The following is a 20,436-nucleotide window of genomic DNA, read 5'->3' as shown; positions in this document are numbered from 1 at the left end:
TTATGAAAAAAACTATCCAATTGATGTTAATCGCCAGTTTTGTTGCCGTTTTTGGCTGCAAACAAAATAGCGAATCCGCAACAGAAACCACAACCACCACCACCGAAGCACAAGCTACGGGACAATCAGGAGTACAAGACGAAACTTCTGCACCAAACATTGTGCAGGTTGCAGCGGGAAGTAAAGACCACACTACACTGGTTACCGCCGTAAAAGCTGCCGGATTGGTAGATGCGTTAAGCAATGCCGGACCATTTACCGTTTTTGCACCAACCAATGCCGCTTTCGACAAACTTCCTGCCGGAACTGTTGAAGGTTTGTTGAAACCAGAGAAAAAGGAAGACTTGGCTAATATTTTAGGCTATCACACTTATGTGGGTACTTTGAAAACAGAATACATGCAAGATGGCCAGGAGTTTGACATGGTCTTTGGAGGTAAAGTAAAAATCACTAAAAAAGGAGACAAAACCTTTGTCAACGGTTCAGAAATTGTAGCTTCCATTCCAACATCAAACGGAATTATCCACGTAATTGGCGATGTATTGCTTCCAAAATAAAATTATTAATTCGCTTCTATAGGTTAAATAAAAAAGCGTGAGTTGTTGCAACTCACGCTTTTTTTATGGAAATAATTACACTCTACTTCTTACAATGATTCTCGACTGCTCGAATTTTACAAAAAAATTATCGATGCGCCTTTTGCATCATTGCCGCAGCTATATTCGTGGCTCTTTGCTTGATTTCATCCGCTTTTGCACCTGAAAACAATTCATCGACCGTGGCATCAAACAAGGTGTTCCAGTAATGAAAATGTTCTCCTTTTACTTCACTTTTTTTGTGCAATTCTTCGTGTGCAGACATTGGATTTCCATCGTAATTCCCGGAAGACAGTAAAATGTTTTCAAAAAAATCACACATTTTAGGCAAATGATTCTCCCAGTTTACTTTGGCCACATCATTAAAAAAGTAGCTGATTGCTGGATCTTTCATCACTCTACCATAAAAAATAGTTACCAATTTTTCAATATCTGCCCTATTTTTGATATCTGTTTTCATTTTTTAACTTTTTACAAATCTTTGTTTTTAAACTTCTTTAGCGAAACACAAAACGGAATAATTACCCACAAACACAACAACAAAAATGAAACTGTCAATCCCAATGCAGTACCGAAAAAATCCTTGAAAATAGCGCCAGTATAACCCATCATAGCCGAAACGTCAAGATGCAGCAAAATTTGGATTCGTGCCAAATCTATGGGACTGAAAGCCGTAACTGCCACCATTGCTTTTTCGATGGGATAATCCGAAAATTGAAACAACAAGAACAAAACCAATCCATCAAAAAGCAGGGCAAAAAACAGCCACGTCATTATGGAAATTCCTATTCCCTTAGCTTTGTCCCGGGTAAGAATCGAACTCAAAAATGCCAAAGCCACAAAAATCAAGGAAATCAAGCAGCCCACAACCAACATCATTATCCCAACGCTATCTGGCGCATTGACCAAAAGTGGAATTCCTGCTCCCATAAAAAAAGCGGCCACCATTGACAGCGACAATCCTAGAAACAGGCTTAGCCAAATCTTTCTTCTTTTTATGGGTTGGCTCAACAAAAGCTCGATAAATTCGGCACTGTTGTACAAATAAATCGTGGCAAAAAGAATGGAAACCAAGGGAACCGTAAACAAGATTACGTTCAAAATCGTGAGCAATCCTTTGGCTGAATTGTCTTCCAATCCGAAAGAACTCCAGGAAAGCAGGGCCAAAATCAAGGTGTAAGCCAATACAATCTTGTTTTTTAAAATGTCTAGAAATATGATTTTAATGATTCTGTTCATTGCTTTCGTTTTTTTCCTCACCCCAACCCTCTCCAAAGAAGAGGGAGCCGAAATGAGATTAATTTATATTTAGTTATTTGACTTCAAAATACTGGCAATTGCTTTTGAAATTTTCTGTTCTCCTGTTGATTCCAATAAATCGTCGATGCTTTTATGAAAATGGACTTTGCCTTCTTGCATAAAAATAATTTGGCTGATCATGTCGTCGAGTTCGCTCAAAAGATGGGAAGTAATCAAGATGAGCTTTCCTTTTTCTCGTTCCTTGATAATTTTTTCCTTCAATATTTCGGATGCCAATGGATCCAATCCTGCCGTTGGTTCGTCCAAAATCAACACATCTGGATTGAACAAAAAGGCTAAAATGGCACTCACTTTTTGGGTTGTCCCGCCAGAAAGTGTTCGCATTTGTTTGTCGAATATTTTTTCGAGTTCAAAAGCCTGGATCAAATCTTCATCCAAAACTTCATCGGAATTTCTAATTTTTTTGATCATTTCGATGATTTGACCCACCGTCATATAATCGGGATAACGCCCTATTTGCGGCATATATCCAATTTGGTCGCGGTATCTGTATTTTTTGAGAATCGATTTCTCGTCAAATAAAATATCGCCTTTGGTGGGAATGACCATTCCCAAAATACTTTTAATCAAAGTGGTTTTTCCACAACCGTTTGGACCAATTAGCGCAATGCATTCTCCTTTGTTGAAAGTAAGACTGACATCGTTCAAAACTTCTAATTTTCCGAATTTTTTATATATATTTTGTATTGCTATCATTTTTTTAATTACTGGTTGGGGGGTTACGGGTTGCGAGTTGCGGATTGAACTCGCATCCTTTAACCCGAGACTATTTATCAAACTTACTCCCTTTATTGTCAGACTTTACCAAATAAGACATAAACGCTCCTATTTTTTTACTTTCGGTTAAAGTCTTTATTTTTAAAAATTCGAACTCATCATTATTAATATGCTTTCTATCAAATGCCCTATACAATTGAGATCTTAATTCACCACAAGAACCTTTGGAATAACTTAAAAAATTGATAAATTCTCTTCTGCCATTTCTTTCAAACCCTTCGGCAATATTATCCATTATGGAACCCGAAGATCGGTTCATTTGATTTTTTAATTCAAAATCTTTACCTAGCGTTGTTTTTTCAAACAAATCCCAAACATCTTGACAAATTTCCCTGCTTAATTGCCATATTTCCAATTCTTCAAATGTGTTAATTGTAGCCATATCCTTTTAGTTGAAAGTTTCTTTCTACAAGTTTACTCATTAATAACAATATTCCAAAAATTATGGAGCTACACACAACACGAAACCCGCAACCTTCAACTCTACAACTTTTTCATTAATGGGGTTTTGTCAATAAAATTGTCTGGCGTGATACTGGGCAAAATTTTCTCGGATTTATCCAAAAGCGTGATCATAAAACTCCTGAAAAGCAACATCGCCGATGGATTGTTTTCGGTAATGACGGAGAACAAGCTCAAGGGATGAAACGGCACGTCTCCCACTCCATTTTTGTCTAAATCATAGCCTTCGTATTTGTCCCAATAATTGCTGTTGAAGGTATTGAGAACCAGACTTCCGTTGGTACTGATATCAAAAGTGTTCCCCAAAAAATTATTGTTTTTTATTTCATTTTCCATACAACTGGCTTGGATTTTCATTCCCCATCCATTGGCTTCAAAAACATTTTTTTCGACCGAAATCCGTGTCGTTCCTTCCATGTGAATCCCCGAAGTGTTTTTGGAAAATTTGTTGCCAATGATGTAACTATCCGAGATTTCTTTCAGGAACAATCCGTAAGCGGCATCGCCCCAATTTTCCTCGAAATGATTGTTTATCATCTTGACTCTTTTGGTAAACATCACGGCAACACCTGCACCATTGTTTTTAAAAACATTCGAAATGTAGGCATCGTCATTGGAGAACATAAAATGCAATCCGTAGCGGACATTTTTTGATGAAAAATTACCCTTAATTGTTGAATTGGTCACAAATTCAAAATAAATTCCGTCGCGATGACCAATAATGTTATTGGCAATAATCTGGAGTTTATCACTTTTCCAGCAGTGAATTCCGTTGCCTATGCGTTGTTCTTCTTTGCCATAAGCCTTAATCTTGTTGTTTTTTACAACGCAATTTGAACCGTTTTGAATGTAAATTCCAAAGAAGTTATCGTCGAGAATATTGTTCTGGATAATGACATTATTTTTGTTGTAGACCTTGATTCCACAAGGGTCTTCGAGCGTGGCATAACCCGATTTTACGACTTTGAATCCTCTTATAATTACGCCATCGGCTTTTATGGACAAGACTTCATGTTTTTTTTGACCATCCAGAATGGGATAATTTTTGCCAATAAAAACGATTCTTTTATTGATGATAATGTTTCCTTCCTTATACAAGCCTTTGTGCACCAAAACCGTATCGCCCACTTTGGCCAATGCGATGGCTTTCTTGATTGATTTTATGGATTTATTGGATCCAACTTCAATCACGGCAGCTTGAAGAAACGAGGAAAAAAACAGGAATATGTAAAGGAGTTTTTTCATTGTTTGTGAAAAATATCTTTGTGAAATTTAGAACTTTGACAAAGATTATTTTGTTATAATGGTATTCCAAGCAATTGGTTTTGCATTCAATTTTGTTCCAAATTCTTGGGCATCCTTTTCTTTAGAAAAAGCAATAATTCCACCGTGCATTGGACTTTGAATGTCTCCTCCTGAAAGGAAAAAAGCGGTTTCGGCTGGAATTAAATTATTGTCTTGACTGAAATCATTTACATAAAAAGCCTGCATTTTTGTATTGGTATTTTCTTTACAATAATTTACCATGCACATTATGTCGTCAAATTTATACACTCTTCCTTTTTGGGTAATAACTTCGGCTGCATATTTCCCGTCGGCGATACTCATTTTACAAAAATCGCAATTATCTGCATTCAATTTGATGGGAACTACCTTAAAATCACCACAAGACAAAAAGGAAAAAGACAACAACAAAACTAAAACAGCATCAATTTTGGGCTTTCTAAAAATTCTATTTATCAAATGTTTTTCTTTTGCCACGATAACAAACAACAATATTCCCGCGGCAATCAACATCCAACCACCAATGTCCGGAATGGAAAAAGCGCCAAAATTGAGCAGCTGTTTATATCCTATCAACGGTGGTTGATACGCCATTCCTGGCACCACAATTGCGGCATTTGGATCAAGATTGTGTCCGTATTCGTAGTTCCATCTGTAAAAATCCACTCCAGCCAAAATCCCGAAAAGTATAAAAGACGAAAACAAAATTATCACGCCTTTTCTTTTGTTTACAAAAACCATTGCCAGAGCAAATAGTCCAAAAAAGCCAACGATATAAGGCAATATTTGAAATTCAGGAAAGTCTTCAGTATGCAAGGTTTTCATTCCTATATAATGATTCAATCCGTTGATGACTTGCACGTCGCCACCAATTTTGTTGGCATGCAATTGCAAAATCAATCCCTCGGGATATTGGGGCGCTTCGAGTTCAATTCTCCACATTGGGAACAACAAAGAAGCAAAAAATAAGGCACTCACCACCAAAAGAACTACTTTTGAAAACAAAGATATTTTTGAAGTATTCATAACTATTGGTATAAAAAAAGGGAACAAAGAGACTTTGTTCCCTTTATATTAAAGAAATTATTTATTTAGTGGCTGGAAGGTTTGTACCTACGCTAAAAGTCAACGGTACATTGCTTCCTGCTGGAGATACTCTTACGTATCCTTGCATTTCTTGGTGCAAAGCACTACAGAAATCGGTGCAATAGAATGGGAAGATACCCACTTTTTTAGGAACCCATTTCAATGTGGTGGTTTCCCCAGGCATTATCAATAACTCGGCATTATCTGCTCCTTTTATGGCAAATCCGTGAGGAACATCCCAGTCTTGCTCCAAGTTGGTTACATGGAAATAAACCTCATCACCTACCCTTATTCCTTCGATGTTGTCCGATGCGAAGTGGGAACGAATGGAAGTCATGTAAACATGTACTTTATTTCCTTCTCGAACCACTTTTGCTTCTTTTTCTCCTTTGGTCACAAATGGATGGTGATTGTCTTCTATTTTGTAGAATTTCAACTGGCCGTTGTTTCTGATCAAATCAGCTGGAGCTGCTTGTGCGTAATGTGGTTCTCCAATGGTTGGGAAATCCAAAATCAACTGCATTTTGTCGCCGCTAATGTCAAATATCTGCGCACTTTGGGCCAATTCTGGTCCGGTAGGCAAGTATCTGTCTTTGGTAATTTTATTGTAAGCAATCAAGTATTTTCCGAATGGTTTTTTGCTGTCTCCACCAGGAATACACAAGTGACCCACAGAATAATACGTTGGAACTCTATCCAATACTTTCAATGATTTGATGTCCCATTTCACCACTTCAGAAGAAACGAAGAAAGTGGTATACGCATTTCCTTTTCCGTCAAATTCGGTGTGCAATGGTCCAAGACCTGGTTTTTGAACTTCGCCATGCAAAGCTGCTTCATATTTCACCACTGGAATACCGTCATAATCTCCGTCAAATTGTTTGTTTTTGATGGCGTTTTGCAATTTGTCGAAACTGAAAACAGGAATCAAGGCCGCTAATTTTCCACTTCCTACAATGTATTCTCCCGTTGGATCCACGTCACAACCGTGAGGCGATTTTGGACAAGGAATCATATAGCAAATGTCTTTCAATTCTTTGGCGCTTAAAACCAATACTTCCGATTTCATTTCAGATTTGGCAGTTTGGGTTTTCTCGTCCCAAGTATTATGTGCATATTTTGCAGGCACTTTTTTCCCTTTACCCGCTTTGATGTATTCTTCTGCTTTTTTCCAGTTTACCGCCATGATAAAATCTTTATCTTTTTGGGAAGCATTTACTTCAAGTAATGTGTTCGCTTGCTCGGTATTGTAACAAGAGAAGAAGAACCAACCGTGAGATTTGCCTTTACCGGCGTGACTTAAATCAAAGTTTACACCTGGAGCTTCAATTTGGAAAGAAAGATCCATTTGACCCTCTTTGCCTACTTTTACAAAACTTAAATATCCTTTGAAGTTTTTCTTGTAGGTATTGATTGGCACATCACCATTAGCATTATCTGGCGGAACGCTAAAACGTGTTCCAGCAACTACATACTCCGTGTTTTCGGTAATAAAAGGCGAAGAGTGATTTCCGGCGCTGTTGGGCAACTCGATAATCTCGGTAGTTTTGAATGTTTTCAAATCCAGACGCGCAATTCTTGGCGTATTATTGGCATTGGCAAAAAGCCAACGTCCATCAACTTCGCCATTAGTTTGAGACATTTCAACGTGGTGTTGATCATCCCAAGGCACAAAACCGTGCGATGTGTTCAACATAGGTTTCGTTTCTTCGCTGTAGCCATAACCGCTTTGGGGATCTACCGAAAAAACAGGAACCACTCTTAACAATCTTCCGCTTGGCAATCCGTAAACACTTACTTGACCGCTAAAACCACCCGAAACAAAATTGTAAAATTCGTCATATTTTCCGGGAGCCACATATGCTTTTTGCGCAGCATCTCCACTCACGACATCTCCTGAATTTTTGGGCTTACAAGAAGAAAACAAGGCAGCCACCAATGCAACGGCTAGAGTCGCTTTTAAAAATTTATTTTTCATAATATACTGGTTATTAATTGGTTTTCTTATTGCTATTTGACACCGTCATTCTTGCGCATAAACTCTAGAACATTTCTTGCGTCTACATCAGTAAGTGATTGATTAGGCATACGCAACAAACAAAGTTCCAGTTGGGCTTGAAGTTTAGGATCCTTGTCAATCATCGGGTCTGGATTAGTGATGAAGTTCATAATCCATTCGGGTTTGTTACGTTCCGTAACTCCTTTCCAACCTGGACCAACTAATTTTTCGTCTGTCAATTTATGACAAGCCGAACATTTAACGGATTGGATTTTTTCGCCTTCGGCAGCCATGGCCACATCGAGTTTGTCGCCTAAATCTACAGAACTATATTTTCCCAAACCTCTATTTGGATCATACGTAGACGGATCTGCCGCAGTTTCAGTAGTCGCTTCTGGACTTGCTCCAGTCGAAAAGTCCTCGGTTGCGTTTTCTTTCTTACCACAAGAAGTAAACATAATTAGTGCAACAATAAATAATGATAATTTGTACATAAAAGTTAGGTTTTAAATTTCTTGTACAAATTTGGCAATACTTTAACCGATTTATTATGATTGCAATCATACTTGAAAAAAAATATTTTCAATAATTAAACACTTGATTTCAAGGCAAAAAGCATAATTTTTTGTTAATCATTAAACCTTTAACTTTCTTCTGCGTCTTATCATTATAACTTAAAAAACATAACATAATGAAAAAAATAATTTTAATGACTTTCCTTATGGCTGGGATAACCATAATGGCACAACCAAGAAACAATAGACATCAAAGAAATGGGATGGAACAATTTACTCCAGAACAAAGAAGTGAACTACAAGTAAAAAAACTTACTCTGGAATTGGACTTGAATGAATCGCAACAAAAAGAAATAAAAGCCTTTATTACTGACAAGAATACCAAAATGGAGGCTCATAGAACGGCAATGAAAGCAATGAAGGAAAAAGGCACAAAACCTACTAGCGAAGAGCGTTTTGCCATGCAAAGCAAAATGCTTGACGAACAAATTGCCACAAAAAAAAGAATGCAAAAAATTCTTACTGAAAAACAATTTGAAAAATGGACAGCTTTAAAAGAAGAGCATAAAGGAAACCGTATGGAAAATCGTCAAGAAAATCATCAAGGCGGGCATCCAGAAAAACAACAAAAAAAGGGTTAAAAAAATAATAGTTAGTTAAATAGGTTGGTTAGTAAAACTTCCGGTGTGGTTCCCGGAAGTTTTTTTTGTCCAATATTAAAATGTTTTTGAAACTTTATCAATGGCTTGAATGGTAAAATCCAGGTCTTCATAAGAAAGGGCGTCCGTGATAAACCAAGTTTCATAAGCCGATGGCGCAATATAAATTCCTTCTTTCAACAATCCGTGGAAGAATTTTTTGAAGGTTTCGTTGTCTCCTTTTGCGGCAGTTTGAAAATCGAATACGGGAGCGGCATCAAAATGAACAGAAATCATGGACCCCACTCTATTGAGGGTAAAATCCACTTGGTTTGCTTTTAAAACTTTGTCGATTCCAGCTGCCAAATAAGCTGTTTTTTCTTCCAATCTTTTGAAAATTTCGCGATCCTTGTCCAAGGCTTGCAACATGGCCAAACCTGCTGCCATGGCCAACGGATTTCCCGACAAAGTTCCTGCTTGATACACCGGCCCCAATGGTGCCAAATAATTCATAATTTCGTTTCTGGCAGCAAAAGCACCCACGGGCAAACCTCCACCAATTACTTTTCCAAAGCAGACAATATCGGCATTGATGTTGAATAATTCTTGAACTCCGCCTCTGGCAAGCCGGAATCCCGTCATTACCTCATCAAAAATCAAAAGGATTCCATTGTCTGAACACAATTGGCGCAAGCCTTCAAGAAACCCTTTATTAGGTGGAATACAACCCATGTTTCCCGCAACTGGCTCCACGATTATGGCGGCAATTTCGTTTTTGTTGGCTTCGATTAATGTGGTCACATTTTCTAAATCATTGTATTTTGCCAACAAAGTATCTTTTGCCGTTCCTGCAGTTACGCCAGGACTATTTGGAGAACCAAAAGTAATGGCACCGCTTCCGGCTTGTATCAAAAATGAATCGGAATGTCCGTGGTAGCAACCTGCAAACTTGATTATTTTGTCTTTTTTGGTAAATCCACGAGCCAAACGAATCGCGCTCATGCAAGCTTCGGTTCCTGAATTGACAAACCTGATTTTATCAATATTTGGAACCATGGAAACTGCCAAGGCGGCAATTTGAGTTTCCAGTTCGGTTGGCATTCCGAAAGAAGTTCCCGATTTAGCTTTCTCTGTCACGGCATCCACGACGGGTTGAAATGCGTGTCCCAAAATCATTGGCCCCCAAGAATTGATGTAATCTATTAATTTGTTCCCGTCCTCGTCAAATAAATAAGCCCCTTTGGCACTTTTGACAAAAATTGGCGTTCCTCCAACTGCCTTGAAGGCACGAACTGGAGAATTTACGCCTCCTGGAATTACTTTTTCCGCTTCAGCAAAAAGCTGGCTGCTTCTTTGATACAACATATTTTTTATTTTTCTATTAGTATTGATTGCCCTATCGAAATGGCGTTTTCAAAAAGATTGTTTTGTCTTTTTAATTCTTCGATGGGAATATTATATTTTTTGGAAATAGAGTATAAAGTGTCTCCTTTTACAACGACATATCGTTGCTTTTCCATGGGGATTTCCACGCTTTTGATTTCTGTTTCCTGTATTTTGCCTTTGCCGCCAATATCATATTTATACAATTGATATCGCTCGATTAAACCAATTAACTTGGCTGGATATTGTGCGTCCGTGGCATATCCCGCAGCTTTTAATCCTTTGGCCCAAGCCTTGTAATCTGTTTTGTCTAATTCAAATAGTGACGCGTATCGGGATTTGCTGGTTAAAAAAAGAGCGTGATCTCGAAATGAATCGGAAGCATTGTAATATTTTCTGAAACATTCATCGACGGCATCATCGTCATATTTTATGGTTTGTCCCAACCAATCTTTATGGCATTTTATACCAAAATGATTATTGGCCTGGACACTTAATGCTCCCGTTCCGGAACCGGATTCCAGGATTGCCTGTCCCAAAATTATGCTCGCCGGAATTCCATATTTTTCCATATTTGCTTGTGCTACTCCTTTGTAATTTTCGATATAGGCCAAGACCATTTCGTTGGTCACTTTCACCCGAGTTGTAGCTTCGAGGATTTCCGTATTTTGATTGTAATTTTGCCTTGGTTTTGTAGTGGATTTATGGTCAACAGATTCTTTCTTTGCTGTTCTTGTCAATGAAGTATTGGATTTTGAACCTTTCTTGGTGGTTTGAATCACTGACTTGTTCGTATTGCAACTTACGAAAAGCAGTACTAATATTAAGAGGGCATTTATTTTAGTCATTGCAATCTATTAATGGTAATTTTTTTGCTTTTAGTTTCAAATTCATTCCTGCATTTCCTTGAATTCCGCCTGTGTGAATGAGCAAAATCTTTGAATGCTCTGGAAAATAATTCTTGTTAATTAAATCCATAACGCCAAAAACCATCTTGGCCGTATAAATAGAATCCAAAGGAATCTTGTTTTCTGCATAAAACTGGTTGATAAAAGTAATCAATTCCGAATTCACTTTGCCGTAACCTCCAAAATGATACTTGGTGATTATTTCCCAATTATCCTTTTGGGCAAATTTACGAATATCTTCTTTTAAAAAGTCTCCTTTCAATGCTGGAAATCCTAAAACTTTTTGATGCGGCAATATGCTGTTTATTATTCCCGAAATTGTTCCTCCTGTGCCAACGGCACAACAAACAAAATCGAATTGGACATCTTCTTTGGTTAGAATTTCTTCGCAACCTTTTACGGCGAATTCATTGGTTCCACCTTCGGGAACAAGATAAAAACTTCCAAATTCGTGTTTTAGATTGTCTAAAATATGGGCTTCGGTTTTGTGACGATAGGCTTCTCGAGTGATAAATTTGAATTGCATTCCACATTCCTGTGCAAATTGCAAGGTTGGATTCTCCGAGATTTTGTCTCTCAACTCATCTCCACGAATGATTCCGATGGTTTTGAATCCATATTCTTTTCCTGCAAAAGCGGTGGCTGCAATATGGTTTGAGAATGCTCCGCCAAAAGTGAGCAGTGTTTCCTGGTTTTCGGATTTTGCTTGTTGCAAATTGTATTTTAGCTTTCGAAACTTGTTTCCGGAGATAAAAGGATGTATGAGGTCTTCCCTTCTTATGAAAACGGAGACTTTATTTGTAGATAATTGTATTTTTTGAGTTGGTATTTCTTGCAAAACAAATAGAATTTGGTACAAATATACGACACAAAATGATTGAATTATTTGTTGGGGTTTGTTGCGGTAAAGTTGCAAATACCATTTAGGATATTAAAGGTTGTCAGGGCTAGTTCTTGACGATTATTTTTTGGCCTTTTTCTGTTTTGTCATTTGTGGTTAATTTCACGATGTAAATTCCGTTGCTCAAATCATTTGTGGAAAATGTATATGTGGTTTGAGTGCCCAATTTGTCTTTATTAAAAACTAATTTTCCCACCACATCATATAAACTACAATTCGCCAATTCGATTTGTGATGGATTCTTGATTATGATTTTTTTGTTTACATTGTCTTGTTGTATTAAAAATCCTTGATTTTCAGTATCTCCAACTCCCAAAGCACCATTTTTGAAGGTAATTTCATAACGTGTATTGTAAGTCCCGGCAGGCAATGTCACATCATATAAACTGTTTTTTATGTCGTGATACAAATCCGTTGTTTTGTCGTGCAAATACACATTGGTGACTTCTGGAAGGTTTATCATTTCATTGACCGTGATTTTATAATTGACTTCGGCATTATTTCTAAAACCAATGGGGATTTTTTTGTCAATATCAAAAGGCATCACCTCAATAATATATTCGTTACCATCAATCACAAAGTAACTGTTTGCCGGGCTTTCATTTGGCGACGATGAATCTGCGCGATCGACACCGTCTGTGGATGTGGGGTCAAATGCCAAAACCATTGGACTAACCGGTCCATTGTTCAATAAGATATTGAAACGGATTTGTGGCAAATCGACTGTAGTGGCTGCTGCGGTTTTACCATTTTTAATTCTTGCAAACTCTGAATTATTTGCCGTGTTTTCTTTTACAAATTTTCTGTAACTATTTTTCATTTGGACATTCCCGTTCACGAGTCCTTCAACCATGAAGCCTTGACCAACGGGAGCATATTTTCTTTTGTAATCTCCGCCATAACGAACATCAGTTCCAGATATTTGATTTCCTTCTCCGTCATATGAATAAAATGGAGCCGGAACATATATATTTGCCGATGAATAAGCTCCATAACCTCCTTTATAATCTGCCAGGTAATGTGAATTTACCATTTTATCTTGCTCCCAGAAATAAGCAGTACCCGTGCAATTTAGTTCCGCAATTAAAAATGCCTGTAAATCAATAGCCGATGGATAAGGATTTCCGGTCAATGTCCATTCACCAGCTAAAACAGGAATGCTTATGGTTCCGTCATTGGGTTTGCCCCTAAAGTCGTAGCGTTGGTGTTTTCCGTCTGAATTATTTTGCACACCACCCACTGTTGTGGCATCAGTACCTGAAGAGCCTTTCATTGTAAAACCTTCACCTGGATTTATGGTAGAAGCAGAACCCACAGAAACCCAATCAGAATATAAAGACAAATTCACCTGAAACTTATTTACCCAAAATGAGGCAATTGATAATGGAGAAGAGGTTCCATCATAAGTCATCGATGCAGTTGCCGCTGTTGTTGCAGTCAGTGATATTGGCCTTCCCAATTGCATAATTCCAAAAGGATTATTCACCGATGTTGGCGAAGATACATTCCCCACAGGAGAACACCAGTAATTGAATTGATAATTATTAACGGTTCCTTCCTGAAAAACGGACAAGCTACCTACTCCTTTATTCGCTCCGGATCCAGTAGTACCTTGCAATAGCTGTCCCTCGTTTCTTAAATAAAAAATACTGGAAATTGCGTTTAACTCAAGAGCATTTTTTACATAAACAGATTGATTACTTACATAGATAAAAGTATTGTCTTTAACATACATGTCCTGTGAATATCCTTGACCCTGAAACAAGAATCCAACAACAAGCAACAACGTTATATTTAGTATTTTTGAGTTCATAATTCAATGGATTAAAGTATCTCCATCCTTTTTTTGTCCATTTAAACAACCCAGCCTCAGTTGCATTATTTAAAATAATGCATTAAAGGTACTCTTTTTTATCAATAAAAAATCCATTAAAAGCAAAAATAAACGACCAAATACACATTTTAACAATTTTATAAGTTTAATAGTATTCCTTTTATTTATTAAACATATTTAAGAAACCTCCATAAAAATCTATTGTTTAAATATTCAATATCTTTTTCATTGGCGTAAGCCTCTCGCTCAAAACTTATATTTCGATATGCCAAATCCATTTCTTTATATTGGATTAAGCGTACCAAAAACTCCAGAAAATACCATAAGAAAAAAGGAACTACCAATAATTCCAATTGTTGGCGCAAGTGAATTCGTTCGTGATTGACAAAAACTTCATTTTTTTTATCCAATGCTTGTTTGACAAACACAAACGGGAATACGGCCAATCCTCGATAGCCTTTCGGAATTAAATATTTGGTAACAATAAGAAACATTCGTTGTAAAGTTTATAAATTTGTAGCTATGAACGAACAAAGTAATGAAAATAAATTAATTGAAGGCGAAGATTTTTATTATACGCCCGAAGGCTTTAAATGCTTCACCGAAAAATACCATCTAAAAAAAGGATATTGCTGCAAAAGCGGCTGCCGTCATTGCCCTTATGGATTTGACAAGAAAACGGGGCAAATAAAAAAGTAATCCGTTTGCAGTTGCAATTTTCAGTTTGCATAAACTATAAAAACAAACAAAAATGACTTTCCAAGAACAAATCCAGCAAGGAATTCCATACATATTGCCTAAGCCAAAAGCGTATGAACCAGCAATAAATCACGCTCCCAAACGGAAAGAAATTCTTTCGGCAGAAGAAAAAAAGTTGGCGCTTCGCAATGCGCTTCGCTATTTCAAACCTCGACATCATGCGGAATTAATCCAGGAATTTGCAGAGGAATTGAATGTTTACGGCAGAATATATATGTACCGCTTTCGCCCTGATTACAAAATGTATGCTCGTCCCATTTCGGAATATCCCGGAAAATGCGAACAAGCTAAAGCCATCATGCTGATGATCCAAAACAATCTAGATCCTGCCGTGGCGCAACATCCGCACGAACTGATTACTTATGGTGGAAATGGAGCCGTTTTCCAGAACTGGGCACAATATTTATTGACGATGCAGTATTTATCTGAAATGACCGAAGAGCAAACCCTCGCGATTTATTCCGGTCATCCAATGGGATTGTTCCCGTCCCACAAAGAAGCACCGAGAGTTGTCGTGACCAACGGAATGGTTATTCCCAATTATTCCAAACCCGACGATTGGGAAAAATTCAATGCGCTCGGGGTTTCGCAATACGGTCAAATGACTGCCGGAAGTTATATGTACATTGGCCCGCAAGGCATTGTTCACGGTACCACGATCACGGTTTTAAACGGTTTCCGAAAAATAAAAACCAATCCCAAAGGCGGATTATTCGTGACTTCAGGCTTGGGCGGAATGAGTGGAGCACAGCCCAAAGCTGGAAACATTGCCGGTTGCATCACCGTTTGTGCCGAAGTAAATCCAAAAATAACGCAGATTCGCCACACTCAAGGCTGGATCAACGAAATCATCGACGACATCGATGAATTGGTCAAAAGGGTCACTTTGGCGAAAGCCAATGAAGAAATTGTTTCCATAGGATATCTTGGAAATGTGGTGGATGTTTGGGAAAAATTTCACAAAGAAAACATCTCTATCGATTTGGGTTCCGACCAAACTTCGTTGCACAATCCTTGGGCCGGAGGTTATTATCCTGCAGGAATTTCTTTTGAGGAAGCCAACGAAATGATGGCCTCCAATCCCGAATTGTTCAAGGAAAAAGTACAAGAAAGTCTAAGGCGTCATGCCAATGCCATCAATAAACATACCGCTAATGGAACCTACTTTTTCGATTACGGAAATGCTTTTTTGCTGGAAGCTTCTCGAGCCGGTGCGGATGTGATGGCCGAAAACCAAATTGATTTCAAGTATCCAAGTTACGTCCAAGATATTATGGGACCAATGTGTTTTGATTACGGATTTGGTCCATTCCGATGGGTTTGTGCCTCCGGAAATCCAGAAGATTTGCAAAAAACGGATGCGATTGCTTGTGAAGTTTTGGAAGAAATGGCCAAATCGGCTCCGCCCGAAATCCAGCAACAAATGCAGGACAACATTCATTGGATAAAAAATGCACAAGAAAATAAATTGGTCGTGGGGTCCCAAGCCCGAATCCTCTATGCCGATGCCGAGGGAAGAATGAAAATTGCCGAAGCTTTCAATCAAGCCATCGCCAAAAACGAAATAGGAACAATCGTTTTGGGTCGCGACCATCATGATGTTTCGGGCACAGATTCTCCGTATAGGGAAACTTCAAATATCTATGACGGTTCCCGTTTTACTGCCGATATGGCAATACAAAACGTGATTGGCGACAGCTTTCGAGGAGCCACTTGGGTTTCCATCCACAATGGCGGCGGTGTGGGTTGGGGCGAAGTTATCAATGGCGGTTTTGGTATGGTTCTTGATGGTACAACTGAAGCATCTAAACGCATAAAATCAATGCTTTTCTGGGATGTAAACAACGGAATTTCCAGAAGAAGTTGGGCACGAAATGAAGGCGCCATTTTTGCCATAAAAAGAGCAATGGAAACACAACCTTTGTTGAAAGTGACCATTCCAAACATAGTTGACGAACAATTATTTTAAAGTTTAATGTTCTGGAAAAATATCCTAAAAAAGCTTTAAACTTTATGAATTAAATTTTTAAAACTTTAGAAAATGAAAGCAATTAAAATCATTCCCGTCCTATTATTTTTTATAATGAGTTCTTGCGGCTCTTCGATTAACGTGTATTCTGATTTTGACAAAAACACTGATTTTAGTCCATACAAAACATATGCTTTTCATCAAAAAAGCATTGATAAAGTACAAATTTCGGAACTTGACAAAAGAAGAATTCTTCAGGCAATCGAATCCGAACTTGGTAAAAAAGGAATGACAAAAAGCGAAACTCCTGATTTGCTGATCAATATTTTTACCAAAGAAAAACAAGAAGTTGACGTTAACCAATACTACAACAACTGGGGTTATGGCTGGAGAGGCTATCGTTATGGCTATCCATTCTATTGGGGAGGATACCCTCATGTATCCACTTCAGTTGAAGGAACATTATTTATCGATTTAATTGACGCCAAGAAAAACGAGTTGGTTTGGCAAGGTGAAGGTGTTGGCTATTTGACCCAAGATCGTTCTAAAAAAGAAGCCATCATAAATGAATTTGTGGCCAAAATTTTAGCACAATATCCCCCGATTAAGAAATAACCAGATTACATTTTACCATAATTTGCCAGAAAAGGATTTTATAAAAAAGAACCGCAACCTAAAAGTTGTGGTTTTTTTGTTGCCAATTTCATATTGCGTTTCTTATGATTAAAAGAAATAGAAACAAATTTTAGCCTTTTATTTTTTGATTAAAATCAGCTTCTTTTTCAATAACATTTCCTTCGTATTTTAACTTCCAGCCCATCGTATTGGTCAAAATCAGGATTTTCGAAAGTTCAGAAATCAATCGGTTTTTGGCGTTGGTTTTCAAGGAAGATTTTTCTATTTTCTTGGCCAAATTGGCTCTAACCGATTTATTTATTTTGTTGTAATCATCGCCGGTAAAAGGATTCATTTTGCTTTGCTCCACATCATAAAACTGGATATCAGGACTTATTTTTATCTCTTCTTTTGGAATATTCAGTATGGTGATGGTCTTGTTTTTTTCGTCGATATCGTATTTCATTTGATGTAAATCATAAGCCACGGTCACATCGGCATTCACAATCACGATAGCTTTCTTTTCAAAAGAAACCATATTCATCAAATATTTATCTTGGTTTTTATAGGTAACGACTTCTGCAAAATGACCTTCGGTAACGACCAATTTTCCTACATTCACGATTTGCTGTTGGATGAGATTCGTGTTGTAATCCAAAGAGGCATCATCCTCTTTTTTAAATTCGCAAAATTTGAAAAGCAAAATAATCACGACAATAATTCCGGAGCCCAATAAAATTCTTCTTTGCATTTCTTTTTTTTATAAAATTAGAAAAAATATTGAAATGAAACAGGATAACTGACTAAATCAAATTGTTGTTTTTGGCTTTTTGAATGGCTTCGAGTTTGTTGTGGACTTGTAGTTTGGTGTAAATGTTTTCAACGTGCTTACGGATTGTTCCAATGGAAAGAAACAAATTATCGGCAATGGCATTGTATTTCAATCCCTTGCTCAATTGCTCCAAAACTTCGATTTCGCGTGGCGTCAAATTGTATTCTTCCTGATTTGGGAGGTTTTCAAAAACCATTGGATTTCGGAACAATTTCAGGGTTTTCATTGCTATCGACGGTGTCATCGTGGCACCACCATTCATCGTTTCGACAATTCCTTGATGCAAATCTTTGGGATTCACTTCTTTGAGCAAATAACCGTCGGCTCCCGCTTTTATGGCGTTAAAAATATTTTCGTCGTTGTCAAAAACGGTGAGCATAATGATTTTTATTTGCGGATATTTATGCTTCACGAAACAAGTTGCGTCGATTCCGTTCATTTTGGGCATTTCGATATCCATTAAAATCAAATCGACATTGTGGTTTTTTTCCAACTTTTCGATTAAATCCAACCCATTTTCGGCCGTAAATTTCAAAGAGAAATCCTCAAAAAAAGAAAGTTTTTCTTGAACTGTTTTTATCAAAAATGAATTATCCTCTACGATAGCTATTTTTATCATATCTCATTTATTTTTTTAATAAAATTTCAATTCGAGTTCCTTCATCCGAAGAGGAAAGATGGAATTCTCCGCCTATTTCTTCAATGCGTTTTTGCATGTTCTGCAATCCGTTTCCTTTTTCAATCTTGGCGAGGTCAAAACCGATTCCGTTGTCTTGAATGGTGATTTTTGTTAGGTCGTGACTTTTTTTTGCATTTATGGAAATAACACTGGCATTGGCATATTTTATGGCGTTGTTTACTGCTTCCTGAATGGTTCTGTAAATATTCATTCCTTGGATAGAAGTCAGTTTTTGAGTTTTTAAAACTGGGTCGATGGCAAAGGAAAAGCTGATTTGGTCTTTGGCTTCCTTGGCCTTTTCGATATAATTATTGATTCGGATTTCTAAATCTTCGAATGAAATTTCATTAGAATTCATTGCCCAAATCGTGTCGCGAAGTTCCACGATGGTTTCCTTGGCAAAACCGGAAATATTGGAAAGTTTATGGTCTAATTTTTCGTTCGTAATCTCGAAAGCGTATTTTATATTGTCTACCGAGGAAATAATGAAAGTCAGTTGCGCGCCAATATTATCGTGCAAATCTCTCGAAATGCTCAGGCGTTGTTCCTGCAATTTGTTTTGGTTTTCTATTTTTGAAATTTCTTTTTTGAGTTTGTACTCTTGCTTTTGTTGGACATTTTTTAGTTTTTGTTGGCGGTAAATTAAAAACCCAATCAGTGCTATAAAAAAAGCTAAAAGCGAAATCCCAATTAACATTGTGTTTTTTTGTTTGGCTTCGGCTTCTTTTTCTAATAATAGTTTTTCTTTCTTTTCGGTTTGGTATTTCGTTTCGAGTTCGGCAGTTTGTTTTACTACCAAGTTTTCGAGTAATTGATTGTTAACCACCACCAATTTATTGACATACAAGCTAACACTATCAAGCATGTTTAATTTTGCATAAACTCGAATTAATGATTTGTAGTTTATTTGTAATTTGTCGTATAATTTTTCTTTTTCGAAAATTTGCTTGGTGCTTAACAATAATTGTTTGGCTTCAATCAATTTATTATGTTTTAAATATTCTTCGGCAACATTAAAGTCGAAGTTCGCTTTGTCAATATCTGAATTTAATTGTTCTCTGGTCTTTTTTGATTTTTCATAAAAAGCCAAAGCATCTTTCGATTTTTTTTGCTCGGTTTTTATAGAACCAATATTATTGTAACCACTGGCCATCCCTTTTTTATTTCCGACCAATGCACAGTATTTCAAGCTTTTGTTGTACTGTTTCAACGCATTGACGGTGTCATTCATTTGCAGATAAACATTCCCTAAATTCAAACAGGAAACGCATAATTCTGCCGTAGCTTTGTTTTCTTCTTGAAATTCAACAACGTCATTTATGTAAGTAAATGCTTTTGGATAATTTTTTAATTTCAAAAGGATTAGTCCTATGTTACCTTTTATGATATGGCTATTCTTATCGTCGTTTATGCTCTCAAAATATTGCAAGGCGTCTAAAAATGTTGCCATTGCCATTTTGTATTGGCCGTTTTTTTCATAAATGTTGGCCAAATTATTATTGATTTTTGCCAATCCTTTATCATCCTTTCTGGCTTTTCTGATTTTATATGCTTTGAGATAATTTTCCTTTGAATTTTGAAAATCACCTTTTCTAAAGTACACAGCACCAATATCACTATATACTTGTGCAATTAAAGTAGAATCGCCCAGTTTTGTGGAAGTTAGAACTGCTTTATTCCCATATTTCAATGCTGAATCAATGGAAACAGTCGAATAATACCAAGTCAAATCCGAATAAATTGTGGCAGTTTTTTTGGCATCGGGCTGGGTTTTTAAATCTTTTTTAAGTGTGTCGATGATGTCCTGCGCATTTTGGGAATACACAGATAATGAGACCATTAAAACCAACAAGTAGAAATATTTTTTCATAAAAAACTT

General features: G+C 37.2%; 21 protein-coding genes. 5 read left to right on the top strand and 16 right to left on the bottom strand.

All coding sequences use genetic code 11. The features are described from left to right. The first annotated feature begins 2 nt into the window (after positions 1 to 2). On the top strand, positions 3 to 557 hold the full coding sequence (locus C0430_RS01405; RefSeq protein ID WP_290864715.1) for a fasciclin domain-containing protein: 555 nt from the start codon (positions 3 to 5) through the stop codon (positions 555 to 557). Between the two features lie 127 nt (positions 558 to 684). Here the strand turns inward: C0430_RS01405 and C0430_RS01400 are convergent, their stop codons facing one another. The 8 genes from C0430_RS01400 to C0430_RS01365 form a co-directional block, all read right to left on the bottom strand. Continuing rightward, positions 685 to 1,056 carry a group III truncated hemoglobin gene (locus C0430_RS01400; protein WP_290864713.1) on the bottom strand — a complete coding sequence of 124 codons (372 nt, stop codon included), beginning with the start codon at positions 1,054 to 1,056 and terminating at the stop codon, positions 685 to 687. An 11-nt stretch (positions 1,057 to 1,067) separates the two neighbouring features. Then, complete coding sequence (locus C0430_RS01395; protein WP_290864711.1) at positions 1,068 to 1,835, bottom strand: ABC transporter permease subunit; 768 nt, start codon at positions 1,833 to 1,835, stop codon at positions 1,068 to 1,070. A gap of 69 nt (positions 1,836 to 1,904) precedes the next feature. Beyond that, positions 1,905 to 2,612 carry an ABC transporter ATP-binding protein gene (locus C0430_RS01390; protein ID WP_290864710.1) on the bottom strand — a complete coding sequence of 236 codons (708 nt, stop codon included), beginning with the start codon at positions 2,610 to 2,612 and terminating at the stop codon, positions 1,905 to 1,907. A gap of 70 nt (positions 2,613 to 2,682) precedes the next feature. Further along, complete coding sequence (locus C0430_RS01385; protein ID WP_290864708.1) at positions 2,683 to 3,075, bottom strand: four helix bundle protein; 393 nt, start codon at positions 3,073 to 3,075, stop codon at positions 2,683 to 2,685. Positions 3,076 to 3,176: 101 nt separating this feature from the next. Beyond that, complete coding sequence (locus tag C0430_RS01380) at positions 3,177 to 4,400, bottom strand: nitrous oxide reductase family maturation protein NosD (RefSeq protein WP_290864706.1); 1,224 nt, start codon at positions 4,398 to 4,400, stop codon at positions 3,177 to 3,179. Positions 4,401 to 4,445: 45 nt separating this feature from the next. Beyond that, positions 4,446 to 5,465: a nitrous oxide reductase accessory protein NosL gene (locus tag C0430_RS01375; RefSeq protein WP_290864704.1), complete on the bottom strand. Its 1,020-nt coding sequence runs from the start codon at positions 5,463 to 5,465 to the stop codon at positions 4,446 to 4,448. 61 nt (positions 5,466 to 5,526) lie between these two features. Then, on the bottom strand, positions 5,527 to 7,503 hold the full coding sequence (gene nosZ, locus C0430_RS01370) for a Sec-dependent nitrous-oxide reductase (protein WP_290864702.1): 1,977 nt from the start codon (positions 7,501 to 7,503) through the stop codon (positions 5,527 to 5,529). A gap of 32 nt (positions 7,504 to 7,535) precedes the next feature. After that, positions 7,536 to 8,018, bottom strand: a complete 483-nt coding sequence (locus tag C0430_RS01365) for a c-type cytochrome (protein WP_290864700.1) — start codon at positions 8,016 to 8,018, stop codon at positions 7,536 to 7,538. Between the two features lie 197 nt (positions 8,019 to 8,215). Here C0430_RS01365 and C0430_RS01360 point away from each other — a divergent pair, with 197 nt between their 5' ends. Continuing rightward, on the top strand, positions 8,216 to 8,680 hold the full coding sequence (locus C0430_RS01360) for a hypothetical protein (protein WP_290864698.1): 465 nt from the start codon (positions 8,216 to 8,218) through the stop codon (positions 8,678 to 8,680). A 75-nt stretch (positions 8,681 to 8,755) separates the two neighbouring features. Here the strand turns inward: C0430_RS01360 and hemL are convergent, their stop codons facing one another. From hemL to C0430_RS01335, 5 genes are all read right to left on the bottom strand, one after another. Next, positions 8,756 to 10,042, bottom strand: a complete 1,287-nt coding sequence (gene hemL / locus C0430_RS01355) for a glutamate-1-semialdehyde 2,1-aminomutase (RefSeq protein WP_290864696.1) — start codon at positions 10,040 to 10,042, stop codon at positions 8,756 to 8,758. A 5-nt stretch (positions 10,043 to 10,047) separates the two neighbouring features. Then, entirely contained in the window at positions 10,048 to 10,908 is an 861-nt protein-coding gene (locus tag C0430_RS01350) for a glucosaminidase domain-containing protein (protein WP_290864694.1), read from the bottom strand. Continuing rightward, entirely contained in the window at positions 10,901 to 11,806 is a 906-nt protein-coding gene (locus tag C0430_RS01345; protein WP_290864692.1) for a pyridoxal-phosphate dependent enzyme, read from the bottom strand. Before C0430_RS01345 ends, C0430_RS01350 begins: the two co-directional genes overlap by 8 nt. 109 nt (positions 11,807 to 11,915) lie before the next feature. Further along, a complete protein-coding gene (locus C0430_RS01340; RefSeq protein ID WP_290864690.1) occupies positions 11,916 to 13,682 on the bottom strand; it encodes a T9SS type A sorting domain-containing protein in 1,767 nt (588 codons plus the stop codon). 188 nt (positions 13,683 to 13,870) lie between these two features. Further along, a complete protein-coding gene (locus C0430_RS01335) occupies positions 13,871 to 14,197 on the bottom strand; it encodes a hypothetical protein (RefSeq protein WP_290864689.1) in 327 nt (108 codons plus the stop codon). Between the two features lie 28 nt (positions 14,198 to 14,225). On the opposite strand from C0430_RS01335, the gene C0430_RS01330 reads away from it, so the two are divergent. The 3 genes from C0430_RS01330 to C0430_RS01320 all read left to right on the top strand — a co-directional run bounded on the left by C0430_RS01330 (position 14,226) and on the right by C0430_RS01320 (position 17,046). Continuing rightward, on the top strand, positions 14,226 to 14,402 hold the full coding sequence (locus C0430_RS01330; protein ID WP_290864687.1) for a DUF5522 domain-containing protein: 177 nt from the start codon (positions 14,226 to 14,228) through the stop codon (positions 14,400 to 14,402). Positions 14,403 to 14,454: 52 nt separating this feature from the next. Then, entirely contained in the window at positions 14,455 to 16,431 is a 1,977-nt protein-coding gene (locus C0430_RS01325) for a urocanate hydratase (RefSeq protein WP_290864684.1), read from the top strand. A gap of 72 nt (positions 16,432 to 16,503) precedes the next feature. After that, on the top strand, positions 16,504 to 17,046 hold the full coding sequence (locus C0430_RS01320; protein WP_290864682.1) for a DUF4136 domain-containing protein: 543 nt from the start codon (positions 16,504 to 16,506) through the stop codon (positions 17,044 to 17,046). Positions 17,047 to 17,176: 130 nt separating this feature from the next. Here C0430_RS01320 and C0430_RS01315 read toward each other — a convergent pair whose 3' ends face one another. Genes C0430_RS01315 through C0430_RS01305 form a run of 3 tightly spaced genes read right to left on the bottom strand, consistent with a single transcriptional unit; the run spans position 17,177 to position 20,427 of the window. Further along, positions 17,177 to 17,797, bottom strand: a complete 621-nt coding sequence (locus C0430_RS01315; protein ID WP_290864680.1) for a DUF4230 domain-containing protein — start codon at positions 17,795 to 17,797, stop codon at positions 17,177 to 17,179. Between the two features lie 52 nt (positions 17,798 to 17,849). Then, the gene (locus C0430_RS01310) at positions 17,850 to 18,497 is read right to left on the bottom strand and encodes a response regulator transcription factor (protein ID WP_290864678.1); all 648 of its coding nucleotides are present in this window, start codon (positions 18,495 to 18,497) and stop codon (positions 17,850 to 17,852) included. A 7-nt stretch (positions 18,498 to 18,504) separates the two neighbouring features. Next, positions 18,505 to 20,427 carry a sensor histidine kinase gene (locus C0430_RS01305; RefSeq protein ID WP_290864677.1) on the bottom strand — a complete coding sequence of 641 codons (1,923 nt, stop codon included), beginning with the start codon at positions 20,425 to 20,427 and terminating at the stop codon, positions 18,505 to 18,507. Between the last annotated feature and the right edge of the window lie 9 nt (positions 20,428 to 20,436).

The organism is Flavobacterium sp., from assembly GCF_013823965.1.
Classification (GTDB): Bacteria; Bacteroidota; Bacteroidia; order Flavobacteriales; family Flavobacteriaceae; genus Flavobacterium.
The sequence above is the reverse complement of the archived record's forward strand: the minus strand, read 5'-3'. Positions and strand labels throughout refer to the sequence as shown.